This window comes from Bradyrhizobium sp. 139 (genome assembly GCF_023074175.1).
Lineage (GTDB): Bacteria > Pseudomonadota > Alphaproteobacteria > Rhizobiales > Xanthobacteraceae > Bradyrhizobium.
Window position 1 is genome coordinate 79,393 of sequence record NZ_JADPKS010000069.1, and the last position, 12,920, is coordinate 92,312.

Below are 12,920 nucleotides of genomic sequence, written 5' to 3' on the forward strand. Positions count from 1 at the left end.
GGGGCGGGCGAACATGCAAATCCGTTATGCATGACGGCGGATGGCCTGCACGGGGCCCGGTCGATGGGATACTATGATCCGGAACTGACGGCCGCGGCCGCGACAAGATCAAGGGTACTGCGCTCCAAGGATACTGCGCTCAATGAGTTTTCACTCGATCTACGCCCACGGATTTGCGCGCGTGGCGGCCTGTGTCACCACCTCTCATGTCGCCGATCCCTCGGCCAATGCGAAGGCGATCCTGGCGGCGGCCAATGCCTGTCACGAGCAGTCGGTGGCGGTCGCCGTATTTCCCGAGCTGTGCCTGTCCGGCTATGCGATCGAAGACCTCGTGAAGCAGGATCCGCTGCTCGATGCGGTCGAGCGCGGGCTCGCCGCGATCGTCGAGGCCTCATCGGCTCTGATGACCGTCTTGATCGTCGGCGCGCCGGTGCGCTTCGGCCATCGCATCTACAATTGCGCCGTCGTCATTCATCGCGGCAACGTCCTTGGCGTCGTGCCCAAGAGTTACCTGCCGACCTATCGCGAATTCTACGAGGGACGGCATTTTGCCTCCGGCGCCGGCATCGCCGGAGAGACGATCGCGTTTGGCGGGCTGCACGCACCGTTCGGCGTTGACCTCCTATTCGCGGCCGAGGATGTTCCAGGCCTGACCATCGGCGTCGAGATCTGCGAGGACATGTGGATTCCGGTGACGCCGGCTTCCGAACTCGCGCTCGCGGGCGCCAGCGTACTGATCAATCTATCCGGCAGCCCGATCACGATCGGAAGGGCGCGCTCGCGCGCGCTGCTGTGTCAATCGACGTCGGCGCGTTGCCTTGCGGCCTACGTCTATTCCGCCGCCGGAGCAGGGGAATCGACCACGGATCTGGCCTGGGACGGCCAGACCTCGATCTATGAGAACGGCGTGCTGCTGGCCGAGGGCGAGCGGTTCCGCCAAGGCGGCCAGATCACGCCGGCCGACGTCGATCTCGACCTGCTCAGGCAGGAACGCGCACTGATGGGTACGTTCGACGACAATCGCCGGCAACGCGAAGGCTTTTTCCGGAGGATCACCTTTGCCCTGAAGCCGCCGGCCGCCGACATCGGCTTCCTGCGCAAGATCGAGCGCTTCCCGTTCGTGCCGAGCGACCAAGCCCTGCTCGAGCAGGATTGCTACGAGGCCTACAACATCCAGGTCGCCGGCCTCGTGCAACGCATGCGCGCGACCGGCACCAAGCGCGTGGTGATCGGCGTCTCGGGCGGGCTCGATTCCACCCACGCCCTGATCGTCGCCGCCAAGGCGGTCGACCTGCTCGGCCTGCCGCGCAGCAACATCCTGGCCTACACGATGCCGGGCTTTGCCACCGGCAGCGAGAGCAAGACCAATGCACTGGCGCTGATGAAGGCGTTGCAGGCGGATTGGCAGGAGCTCGACATCCGCACCACGGCCACGCAGATGCTGAAGGACATCGGTCATCCCTTCGGCAAGGGCGAGCCGGTCTACGACATCACCTTCGAGAACGTGCAGGCGGGCCTGCGCACCGACTATCTGTTCCGGCTCGCCAACCATCATGGCGGCATCGTTATCGGGACCGGCGATCTCTCGGAGCTCGCGCTCGGCTGGTGTACCTACGGCGTCGGCGACCAGATGGCGCATTACAATGTCAACGCCGGGGTGCCGAAGACGCTGATTCAGCACCTGATCCGCTGGGTGATCGCCTCAAAACAATTCAGCGACGACGTCAACCGGACGCTTGCGTCGATCCTGTCAGCCGAAATCTCGCCCGAGCTCGTTCCAGTCAGGCCCGGCGAGAAGCCGCAGAGCACGGAAGCTTCCGTTGGTCCCTACGAACTCCAGGATTTCAACCTGTTCTACACGCTGCGGTTCGGCATGCGGCCGTCCAAGATCGCCTTCATGGCGCTGCATGCCTGGAACGATGTCGCCAAGGGCGAATGGCTGCCGGCATTCCCGACTGACCGGCGCAAGGCCTACGATCTTCCGGAGATACGCCGCTGGCTCGAGGTGTTCCTGCGCCGCTTCTTCGCTTTCAGCCAGTTCAAGCGCTCGGCGATGCCGAACGGTCCGAAGGTCTCGGCGGGCGGGTCGTTGTCGCCGCGGGGCGACTGGCGTGCGCCGTCGGATTCGAGCGCAGCGGCATGGCTCGAGGACCTGGAACGGAACGTGCCGGTTTGAGCGGGAGATGAGCTATGTCGGCCGGCGATGGGCCCGAGCAGAGCGGCGACCAAAACAAGGTCCCCAACGGCCTCTACATCTTTGAGATTAAGATGCGCGACGGCAAGCGCGGCCAGGCCAAAGGTGTCGTCGTGCTCTGCGACGGCCACATCATGGGCGGCGACAGCTATTTCTACTACAGCGGCAGCTACACCTTCCGGAACGGGAAATGGCGCGGTGATATGATCGTCAATCAGCACACCGAGGCCATTGGCAAGCCACTCGCGTTCGGCGGCAGGGAAGTGACCTGCGGCTTTTCGGGCGACTACTCCGCCGATGGCGCCAAGATCGAAGGCATGGCGCTGGTCGGCAAGACCAGCGTGACATTCACGGCGCGGCTCACGCTGAAGGACCCCATGCGCTAAAAGGACCCATGTGAGCTCGACCTGATCTTGCACGCCCGGTGAGGTGCACGGCCGCAGTTCCCCTCAGGAACCTTCGCGCCAACGCGACGTTCGCGTCGGTTGGCAAGTTTATGAGGAGACGGAGATGCGCAAGCACTTGATGTTGTCGACTGCTGCCGCCGGGCTGATGCTCGCATCGGGTTTTGCCTACGCTCAAACGCCTGGTGAGCGGAGAGACGAACCAAAACGAACCGAGGAGCCGGCAAGAGGCGCCGCGCAGCAGCACGATCGTGGATCGGCTCAGGAACGGGCTCAAGAACGCGGTCCGGAGCGAGCGAAAGGCAGCCAGGAGAGAATGCAGGGCGTCGGGCGGGAGGAAAAGGGCGGCCACAATCGCCGGGCCAACGAAGAGAAGAACCGACCCGCGGCGGCTGCCGAGCGCAACCAACGGAATGCGAAAGAGCAGGCGCAAGAATCCCGCAATCCGGCGCGAGATCGCAACCGTGAGGCGGAGAGCGCCAAGCAAGGTCGCGAGGGTGGCAAGAGCAGCGCAGAGACGAAGCAGGACAAGTCCGCGCCGCAGAAGTCGACGGCCGAGTCCGAAAAATCGAGGAGCGGTCCGGCTGGCCAGCAGGATGACCGCGCCGGCACGGCGGCCAACCAGAACGAGCGCAATCAGAACCAGCCACCGCGCAATGCGGAACAGCAGCCTCCAGCGCAACAGGGCAATCGTCCGGCAACGGCAACCGATTCGAGCCGGCCGGCTCCGGCCAACAACGCACAAAGCGCCCCGTCTCAAACCGGCACGCAGACCAATCAAGCCGATCAGACAACCCGAACCAATACGCAGGTCAATCAGCAGACCCGCGTGACCTCCGAGAAACAAATGCGCATCTCCGAAACGCTGAGCCGCGGGCGGTTGGCGGAGCCGGAGCGCAATTTGAACATCGCGGTCCGGGTTGGCGAGACGATTCCCCCGCGCCTGCGGCTTCATCGTCTGCCGCCCGAGATCGTATCGATCGAGCCCGAATATCGGGACTACGAATATTTCGCGACCGATGACGATGTCGTCATCGTTGAGCCGCGCACGCATCGCATCGTCAGCCAGGTGCCGCGCGATCCTTCGCGAGCCCGCGCGCAAATGAGTGGCGGTACGTCATCGAGCATGGCCGCAGCCGGCGGCAGCAATGTGAATTGCCGCGTCATGCGGCGCGATTCCTCCGGTAACGTCGCCGAAGCGGAACCGTCAACGGTCGGCTCAACCGCGCGCACGGATTCGCTGAGCGTGACTGTTCAGTTGCCCGGCGGCGGTTCGTCCGCCCCGATCCCGCTCGGGGCTGCGGCTGGCGATATTGTCGTCGCTACGCAGGGGCAGGGCGATTGCACCGTCACGATCGAGCCGCAGACGCGGTAAGCGCCCGAGCCAACAGGACAGCACACGCGAACGCGCCGCCAGGCTGAAGAGCCGGGCGGCGCGATATCGCGTTCGATGTAGAAAGTACCGAGGTCCGGAGTGCCTAGGAGTCCGGACCTCGTCACCTTGCCCCAGCCTTTGATCCCCCGCCCCATGTGGTCCCCCAACCCCATGGTGCGGGACCAGAGGGTGATGCCCTTGGAAAGCCGCCGATCAATGTGCGCGATGTACGCGAAGCGTGGTTAGGACTCCATTCCGGATCACTACGGACGGAGAGACCGATTGCCCATCACGTATTGGGTCTGCGCGTTATCGGGCGTTGTGATTGGTCGCACCGCAAACCTCTCAGCAGTTTCTCTCCGGCACATTCCTGTCCAAGCTCGATCCGACCCTGCAATAGCCCGCGCCGGGAGCAGGGGAGGCCTGCGCCGGGCCGATCTGGCCCCATCTGGGCCAAGTTCTCGTTGCACGCGCCCATCCCGTGCGCTATCCGGCCGGAAAGGCCTGAGGCGGCTTCTATTTTTCCCCGCCCGGCCGATGCAAACCGAGGACGGAAACCGCCATGCCAGCCTATCGCTCCCGCACCACCACCCACGGCCGCAACATGGCGGGCGCCCGCGGCCTCTGGCGCGCGACGGGCATGAAGGATGGCGATTTCGGCAAGCCGATCATCGCGGTCGTCAACTCCTTCACCCAGTTCGTGCCCGGCCATGTCCACCTCAAGGACCTCGGCCAGCTCGTGGCGCGCGAGATCGAGCAGGCCGGCGGCGTCGCGAAAGAGTTCAACACCATCGCGGTCGACGACGGCATCGCCATGGGCCATGACGGCATGCTCTACAGCCTGCCGTCGCGCGAGCTGATCGCCGACAGCGTCGAGTACATGGTCAACGCGCATTGCGCCGACGGCATGGTCTGCATCTCCAATTGCGACAAGATCACGCCCGGCATGCTGATGGCGGCGCTGCGGCTCAACATTCCCGCCGTGTTCGTTTCGGGCGGCCCGATGGAAGCCGGCAAGGTCACGCTGCAGGGCAAGACCAAGGCGGTTGACCTGATCGATGCCATGGTCGCGGCGGCCGACTCCAAGGTCAGCGACGAGGACGTCAAGGTGATCGAGCGCTCGGCGTGCCCGACCTGCGGCTCGTGCTCGGGCATGTTCACGGCCAATTCGATGAACTGCCTGACCGAGGCGCTTGGCCTCGCGCTGCCCGGCAACGGCACGGTGGTGGCGACCCATGCCGATCGCAGGCGACTGTTCGTGGAAGCGGGCCACACCATCGTCGATATCGTGCGCCGCTACTACGAGCAGGACGATGCCTCGGTGCTGCCGCGCAACGTCGCCAACTTCAAGGCGTTCGAGAACGCGATGACGCTCGACATCGCGATGGGCGGCTCGACCAACACGGTGCTGCATCTGCTCGCTGCCGCCCATGAAGGCGAGGTCGAATTCACCATGCGCGACATCGACCGCCTCTCGCGCCGCGTGCCCGTGCTGTGCAAAGTCGCGCCGTCGGTCGCCGACGTGCATGTCGAGGACGTGCATCGCGCCGGCGGCATCATGGGCATTCTGGGCGAGCTTGACCGCGCCGGCCTGATCGACACCTCGGTCCCGACCGTGCATGCGCCGACCATGAATGATGCGCTGGAGCGCTGGGACATCAAGCGCTCCAAGAGCGAGTCGGTCCGCACATTCTTCCGCGCTTCGCCCGGCGGCATCCCGACGCAGGTCGCGTTCAGCCAGGAGCGCCGTTACGACGAGCTCGATACCGATCGCGAGAAGGGCGTGGTTCGCAATCTCGAACACGCCTTCAGCAAGGACGGCGGCCTCGCCGTGCTCTGCGGCAATCTCGCGCAGGACGGCTGCATCGTGAAGACCGCCGGCGTCGACGCCTCGATCCTGAAATTCTCCGGCCCCGCGCGCGTGTTCGAGAGCCAGGACGCGGCCGTCGAGGGCATTCTGGGCGGCAAGGTCGTCGCCGGCGAGATCGTGGTCATCATCTACGAAGGTCCGCGCGGCGGCCCTGGCATGCAGGAAATGCTGTATCCGACGAGCTATCTGAAATCGATGGGCCTCGGCAAGGCGTGCGCGCTCGTCACCGACGGACGCTTCTCGGGCGGCTCGTCCGGCCTGTCGATCGGGCATCTGTCGCCGGAAGCGGCCGAAGGCGGCAACATCGGTCTGGTGCGGACCGGCGACCGCATCGCCATCGACATTCCGAACCGCAGCATCAGCCTTGAGGTCTCCGACGAGGAGCTCGCCAAGCGCCGTGCAGCGGAAGAGGCGAAGGGCGATGCCGCCTGGCAGGCGACCAACCGCAAGCGCAACGTCTCGACCGCGCTTCAGGCTTATGCAGCGCTCACCACGAGCGCCGCGCGCGGTGCGGTGCGCGAGGTCAAGCGCCGTTCGAGATAGGCGCCTGATCGGCACGCCACACGCTGGATCGATTCTCTCGGGACGACTCGCCGTTCCGCCTTGGCGCGCAGATGCGCCGTTGCAGGACCGAACCGTCGAGGTCGGACGGAGGTCGCCAGGAAACGGCCCTGCCTCCCAGGTGGTGGCGTATTGGGGTTGCACCCGGGAGCCGTTTGCGAGGTGGGCGCCGACGTGGCCCGCCGCGCCAGGCGACCAGCGTACCCGATGCACTTCGCTATTTAATTTCTATTTATTTCTATTTGATTTGCAATTTAATCGTGCAATCTTAAGAACGACTGAAATTCAATTTTTACGAATCCGGCCAAGGGCAAATCGGGTATCCAGATCTGTCCGCAACTGTCCGGATGCCAGTAGCGGAGGAAGCCATGAGTCACTCTCCATCGCTCGTGCCGCATATTACGACAGACCGGGACGTCTATCTCGTGCTCGATGATTTCGGCCGGCGGCTGGGCCGCGCCTGGTGTGAAACGGCCGAGGAGGACGCCAATCGCGCGACCCTGCTCAGACATCTCGTCGACGGGCAATATCTCCATCCCGCACGTATCGTGGCCTTCAATACCGCGGAAGGATGGTCGCGAGATGCCACCGCAGAAATCGCCGACGAGCTGCGCCGCCGCTTTGTCGAATTCGAAGAGACCGATCCCTCGCTGCTGGAGTTTTTGGAAAGAGCAGTGAGGCGTTAAAGCTCGACCCGCCGGACGGGATGAACGCTCCGGAACGGCGCTCGAACGGAGCATCGCGGCGATGTCCGATCGCCGGCGCAGCGATCACGCTCTCGCAAGCCATGGCGACTTCGGAGCAAACGCACATCGCGCGCGTTAATGCGCGTGGTCAATGAGTTCTTACCGGTCGGCCGCAATCGGCCGTTCGCGTTAAGGATGCCCCCACGAAGTTCCGCAAGCCTGGATTTCGCAGCGTATACTGCCGCGACCTTTCGCAAATCCATTTCGGGCAACTGGGGCACCACCACAATGTCTCGTACTCTCGCTGTCGTTTTCTCAACAGTCCTCGCCGCAATTTCCATGACGGGCGCGGCCTCCGCCGGCTGCTACAATTGCTACGCGCCGCCGCCGTGCACGACCTGCTACCAGCAGCAATACGTGCAGCCGCAATACCGCACCGTCGACGAGACCGTGATGGTCTCGCCCGGCGCGACCGTCGCGCACCGCGCGCCGGCGCAGTACCGCACCGTGATGGTGCCGCAGACCGTGATGGTCGCGCCGCCGAGCGTTCAGTACGAGCGCATCCCGCCGCAATACGCGACGCGCCAGCGCGTCGAGATGGTCTCGCCCGGTTATTCCTACTACGCCCCGGTGGCGATGGGCTGCGCCTCCTGCGGCTACTGAGCCAACGCAGCTACGAAGAATTTTGTGCGGCGCTCCTCACGGGGCGCCGTTGTCGTTTGCGGGCAGCAAACGAGGCCCGGCAATGGACGCGAATCCAACCGGGCCTCGCAACCGGCGACGCCCTGGGAGATGTCGCCAATGTCCGGGATTGCCGAGGGAGCTGCCGTTGACCGGCGGCCTGGCCTGTTGCCCAGACTAAGGGACCTGGCTGACGCTCGCCTGACAGATCGCGTGCGGCGGAACGGCTTGGGGAGGCGCCAACTTCGCGTTGCCTTGCGCCGTCGACTACGTTAAGCGACACCCATTCCCAGGCTTGGAAGGGTGGCCGAGTGGTTTAAGGCACCGGTCTTGAAAACCGGCGTGCCCGCAAGGGTACCGTGGGTTCGAATCCCACCCCTTCCGCCAAAATATCAATAAAAACAGTGGCTTACTTTTGGGGCGCGGTGCCCGTTTCTACCCCCGCGCTGACCACCCCGTTTTAGTGGTGGCCGGGCGGCCCGGGGTAGGCTACCCTTAGGGTCACTACCTAAGCGTGTCCTACGGACAGCCTAAGCCCGGCGCGGGCCTGCCTAAGCGGCCGGGTCAGACCGGCCGCTCGCACCAGCGCCGACGACATGTGGGGCGACGCTCAGGTGATGCTTGGACTTGCCAAAGGAGGCAACGACACCTTCGTGTTCAACTTCAACAACGGGCACGACAGGGTTGAAGATTTCGGCCAGGGTCTTTCAAATCTAGGAACCGACCACATCAACGTCTTGGCTCTAGGTGTTGAGAATTTCAACCAGCTCAGTATCTCGGCTTTCGACCCAACAACGCACGAGAGCACGATCACGCTCAGTGCAGGCAACGATGTGGTTGTACATAGCGAGGAAGCACTCAGGCCGCAGGACTTCATATTTGCGCGGCAGTACCACTTATTAGCCTGAACCGGTTAGAGCTCTTGATCCATGACTTGCTCACGGGGCGAAATCATTTGCCCGGTGCAACGGCGGGATCATGGGTTATCGCTATCTCGACCTATCGACCATTCTTCCGGCGTTCGATGCTCGGAAGGGCATATAGCACGGACGACATGGCAGCAGCCCTGCGCGCTGCACTTGGGAGTGATCCATAGGGCCGCCCGATCTCTCGTTCATCCATCATACATCGGACACGGCACAATAATTGCTGCGCAGCGCGGTAGGCGACTGGTGCGTGCGGAGTTGTTCCCAAATGGGACGAAAGGTCAGGGCTTCAAAAAAGCCGAAGCGCGTTAAGCCAGACCTGCTTGTGCTGGCTGTCGAGCTTGAGAAGCTGAAAGGAAGGCGCGCATCGATCCCCGACCTTGAAAAACTATGGGACGAAGTGCAGGCCCTCCGAGAGCAAGTTAGGAAGGCCGAAACCAGACGCCTGCACTGACCCGCTACGTCGCGGCCCGGTCAATACGTAAGTCATCGATCCGTTTTCCGGACCTTAATAGATTTGTTACCCAGCGAGGCCGCTTGCCGCGTCCGGCCCAAGTCTCCGATCCATTTAACGGGTTGCGATACTTTGGAAGGACTTTGGGATAGTGCCGTCGGGCGCGAACAGTGTGCGGCGGCACCGACCCAACGGCGGCACCGAGCTTAGCCAGCCGCTCTTCTAGCTCCTTTTGTTTCGCCGCTAGTTTTCCTGGGAGAATGGCCTGGGTGTGGCGGTAGAAATCCCAAAGCTCATCGATGGACATCTGGTCGAACATATCCTTGGGCTGTTTCATATCGTGCTCCGTTAAGAAGCCCCTCCGAGAATTCAGTTCCGGGATTGGAACTTTTTTAGGGCTTCTTCGAGCCAGATCCTCGTCAAGAAAGTGACTCACTATTAGATTTCGTGTTTGGAACCAACATTATTTATTTAATTCCATTTAATTTAAATTCGTGGCAGCTTTAAACCAGTGGTGCTTACACGGGGAGTTTGCGATGCCCGACCTCGAGGACGATGACCGGCGCGAATTCCTGAAAACCTGCGGGAAGTTTGCGGCCGTGACGCCCCAGCCATGACGCTCCTGCTTTCGACGTCGCTGACGTCGAACGCGATCGCGAGGTCGGGGGCAGTCAACGGCAACAATGGCTTCGGCAACGGGGGCAATGACGGCAGCCCCAACGGCAAACCTGATAATAATCGCTGACAGCCTGAAGGCGGCGTAACGGCAGGCGTGGAACGCTTTGCGAATTGCCGAGTTTTCCCGATGCCCTTCCCCAAGGGCAACCCCGATTGGCCCCAGCTTCAGGACCCATTGCCCCCAGAGCTGGGGCCATTTTTGCGGCAGTTGCCTTAGCTGATCTGATCTGGGGTGTTTAGGATCGGGCGTGCTAGGTCGGGCGGAGCTTCGGCGCGCTTGGCCTTTTCGGCCTTATCGTAATGTTCCATGGCGAGGAGATGGTGAGCCGCAGGTTTCGTTGGCTCTGATGCTGCGAGTGCCAGCCGAGCGGCAAGTTCGGCTTGACGGAGGTGATATTCTGCAGACGGCACGCTGTCGGCTCCCCCTCATCCAGTGACAGAATGCTCATGAAAGCGCTTCTGTTCCGCATTTGGTGCAAAAGTGCACAGAGAGACTTGGTTCCGTGACGCGGCAAAGGTCAGCTGTGGGTCAAATGCGCCAATTTGGCGCTCACCCGCAAACTTCCGGTCTGCCCTATCGGCCAACATCAAGCAGCGTGGCATCAACGGCAGCGATGGGCCAAAACCGGAAATGGAGCCATTCATCGCATCGGCGGCGACAATGAGCGCGCTACTGGTGGGGATCGGCGTCTCTGCGACGCGCGCGCTCGATCAGGTCCTCGACCCGCGGCAAGATGCGCATGACGACCGCTTCGATCCCAGCCGGATTTGGGTGAAGGCCGTCCGCCGCCTTGAGCTGTGCATTGTCCACAAACGCATCGTCGAATGCTGGGTAGAAGAGCACGCTGTACTCGCTGGCGAGATCAGAGAACATCGCGGCAAAAGCCTTCGTTTGTGCGTCATCAAGGTTGGCGTGGGGTCGCGCGCCGCAAAGAAGCACGGGAATATGCCGGGATCTCAGTTTTTGTAGAATTGCCGCCAGTGCGATACGAGTGATATCTGGCTCCCTTCCCCTGATCATGTCATTCGCGCCGAGCTGCAAAATTAGCGCATCGGTATCGTCGGTGATCGATCGGTCTAATCTGGCAAGGCCATTTGCCGCCGAGTCCTGACCCACGCCGGCATTGACGACCGTGACCGATTGACCTTTGGCCTTCAAGGCAAACTCAAGTCTATCAGGAAAATTGCGGCCAACTGGAAGCCACGCCCCGGAAGTGAACCCATCTCCGAGTACGACGATTTTGACCACCCTTTCATCGGCACGAACGTTATGGCTTGTGGCCCACACCAGTACGATGCAAACCGTGGTGATAATGACCGTGACCCGAAGAGTGAGCTTGGTCATAAATACCGCCCTGACGGACGTTCCAAATCTTGGTTTCATCGCGGTGCCTCGTTGTGATCGAAGTGAGCGTGCCGTGCGCACGGCAAGTCCACGGCGAGAGACGGGCAGAAAGGATTGTCGGTTCTGCTGAGAGAGCGATGCCCGCCGACGGCAATTCCCGCTGGTAATTCGTTCGAACGGAGACGTCGGCACGTCCCGTCACGAAAGCAGCTTCTAGAGAAGATTACAGGATGCCCGGCCCATCCAAAAGACATTCACATTTGCCACGGTGTCGCACAAACAATCCGGTCGAGACTAACGGCTCCCATGTCCGGGTGGGGCCAAAAGAGGTCAATTGGACGAGTCGACACAATGCCGCCCTGACCGGCTGGACCAAAGAAGCAGTTGCACTGACCTTAGTTGAATTGTCGTCGTTATTGAACCTTCGCTGCGAACTGCGGGACCCACGTCTGTAGGCGGCGGGGACGAACAGTCCCATAACACAGCATCGGACGATTGTGGCTGTCGTCGCTCATCAGCCGCAGCTGCAACGGACTTGTTTTCTGGGTTGCCAACCTAGACCGCACCAAGCCGGCGGATCGACCAGTGAATATCGCGGAGGCAAAGAGATGTTTCCAGCGAAACTTGCGGCATTGTTGTTTGGCTCAGCGTTGCTACTGACGCCAGCACTCGCACGTGATGATGGCGGATACGACCACTCTCCGCTGAAGTCATGGTTCGAAAGCTTGCAGAGCGAATTTGGAAAGTGCTGTACCGACGCCGACGGATACATAGTCTCCGATGCGGATTGGGAGTCCAGTCGTGGGCGTTACCGCGTCCTCATTGACGACGAATGGGTGATCGTACCTGACGGCGCAGTTATCACACAACCAAACCGCTTCGGCCGCACAATGGTCTGGAGGCACTACATCGATGGCCATCCGCGTGTCCGATGCTTCATGCCTGGCAGCATGACTTGATGCGGTTTAAAATGTAGTCCGCTTCGGGTCAAAAGGCGAAATCCTCGGTGCGGGCAGATGTGGTCCGCTTTTGTCCCGAGAGCATTTGCCATTTGGCTGCGCCCCGGCGCAGAGAACAAGCATAGTCCTTACGCCACCTCCGCCTTGATTCCCGTTAGCGGCCCTCGCGGCAACGGCTCCCGGATCGAGCGGAACTGACCATCATCGATACCGGCTTCGGCTCTTGCCCACCACTCACACTGAGCGGCCCCGCCCAGACGCCGGCAACGGCATGGCCGCTAACGACATCTCGGCGGATTTTCCGAAGATGGCACAGTGCCACTGTTTTGCCCGACGCGTCAACGGGGTCCCATGTCGAGGACAGAAGCGTTGCATTGCAAAGGGTTGGCTACTGTGCATGGGGTTGTTTTTCGAGATTCTGTCGGAGCGGCCTTCGGGTAGGGCGCTCCGCTCGAATTCCCTCTTTGCGGGCCGCCGGGTTTCGGTGTGGCCCAGACGCGCACCTGGTTCGACTTGCGGAACTTCCTTCTCGCGTCTGCGTTGTCTCGCCATGACTGAAGACCTTTCCTTCCGACGCAAACCCCTGACACCCGAACAGCGCCAGGCGCGTGATGCCGTGCGCCGGATCGAGGCCGAAAAGGCCATGCGTGATCATGAACAGGCGCAGAAGGCGTTTTACGCCAACAAGGAGCGTCTGCGGGCCGAGCGGCTCGCGCGCGAAGCGGCGGCGGCGAAGGGCTGACCGACGCCCAGCAATCTTCTGATTCGATCTTTCGACCGAGGACCG

11 protein-coding genes, 1 tRNA gene and 1 pseudogene are annotated in these 12,920 nt (G+C 62.0%); 11 read left to right on the top strand and 2 right to left on the bottom strand.

The annotated features are described in order from the left end of the window. The first annotated feature begins 142 nt into the window (after positions 1 to 142). From IVA80_RS15980 to IVA80_RS16015, 8 genes are all read left to right on the top strand, one after another. Complete coding sequence (locus IVA80_RS15980; RefSeq protein ID WP_247431700.1) at positions 143 to 2,176, top strand: NAD(+) synthase; 2,034 nt, start codon at positions 143 to 145, stop codon at positions 2,174 to 2,176. A gap of 14 nt (positions 2,177 to 2,190) precedes the next feature. Continuing rightward, on the top strand, positions 2,191 to 2,580 hold the full coding sequence (locus IVA80_RS15985; RefSeq protein ID WP_247431703.1) for a GrlR family regulatory protein: 390 nt from the start codon (positions 2,191 to 2,193) through the stop codon (positions 2,578 to 2,580). Between the two features lie 124 nt (positions 2,581 to 2,704). Then, positions 2,705 to 3,973 (top strand): DUF1236 domain-containing protein, encoded by a 1,269-nt coding sequence (locus IVA80_RS15990; RefSeq protein WP_247431705.1) that lies wholly within the window; start codon positions 2,705 to 2,707, stop codon positions 3,971 to 3,973. Between the two features lie 562 nt (positions 3,974 to 4,535). After that, positions 4,536 to 6,386: a dihydroxy-acid dehydratase gene (gene ilvD / locus IVA80_RS15995; RefSeq protein WP_247431708.1), complete on the top strand. Its 1,851-nt coding sequence runs from the start codon at positions 4,536 to 4,538 to the stop codon at positions 6,384 to 6,386. Positions 6,387 to 6,829: 443 nt separating this feature from the next. Next, positions 6,830 to 7,090, top strand: coding sequence for a hypothetical protein (locus IVA80_RS16000; protein ID WP_247431711.1), 261 nt, complete (start codon positions 6,830 to 6,832; stop codon positions 7,088 to 7,090). A 339-nt stretch (positions 7,091 to 7,429) separates the two neighbouring features. Beyond that, positions 7,430 to 7,753, top strand: coding sequence for a hypothetical protein (locus IVA80_RS16005; RefSeq protein WP_247431714.1), 324 nt, complete (start codon positions 7,430 to 7,432; stop codon positions 7,751 to 7,753). Between the two features lie 315 nt (positions 7,754 to 8,068). After that, positions 8,069 to 8,158 (top strand) — tRNA-Ser (locus IVA80_RS16010). A gap of 209 nt (positions 8,159 to 8,367) precedes the next feature. After that, a complete protein-coding gene (locus IVA80_RS16015; protein ID WP_247431717.1) occupies positions 8,368 to 8,679 on the top strand; it encodes a hypothetical protein in 312 nt (103 codons plus the stop codon). A gap of 476 nt (positions 8,680 to 9,155) precedes the next feature. Here the strand turns inward: IVA80_RS16015 and IVA80_RS16020 are convergent, their stop codons facing one another. Beyond that, complete coding sequence (locus tag IVA80_RS16020) at positions 9,156 to 9,488, bottom strand: H-NS histone family protein (protein ID WP_247431720.1); 333 nt, start codon at positions 9,486 to 9,488, stop codon at positions 9,156 to 9,158. Positions 9,489 to 9,687: 199 nt separating this feature from the next. Between IVA80_RS16020 and IVA80_RS16025 the strand changes: the two are divergent. Further along, positions 9,688 to 9,896: pseudogene (locus tag IVA80_RS16025) on the top strand (hypothetical protein). A 603-nt stretch (positions 9,897 to 10,499) separates the two neighbouring features. Here the strand turns inward: IVA80_RS16025 and IVA80_RS16030 are convergent. Beyond that, on the bottom strand, positions 10,500 to 11,174 hold the full coding sequence (locus IVA80_RS16030; RefSeq protein WP_247431723.1) for a GDSL-type esterase/lipase family protein: 675 nt from the start codon (positions 11,172 to 11,174) through the stop codon (positions 10,500 to 10,502). 608 nt (positions 11,175 to 11,782) lie between these two features. Here IVA80_RS16030 and IVA80_RS16035 point away from each other — a divergent pair. Together IVA80_RS16035 and IVA80_RS16040 are read left to right on the top strand one after the other, a co-directional pair. Next, positions 11,783 to 12,133 (top strand): hypothetical protein, encoded by a 351-nt coding sequence (locus tag IVA80_RS16035; protein ID WP_247431726.1) that lies wholly within the window; start codon positions 11,783 to 11,785, stop codon positions 12,131 to 12,133. A 550-nt stretch (positions 12,134 to 12,683) separates the two neighbouring features. Then, a complete protein-coding gene (locus IVA80_RS16040) occupies positions 12,684 to 12,875 on the top strand; it encodes a hypothetical protein (RefSeq protein ID WP_247431729.1) in 192 nt (63 codons plus the stop codon). Positions 12,876 to 12,920: the final 45 nt, after the last annotated feature.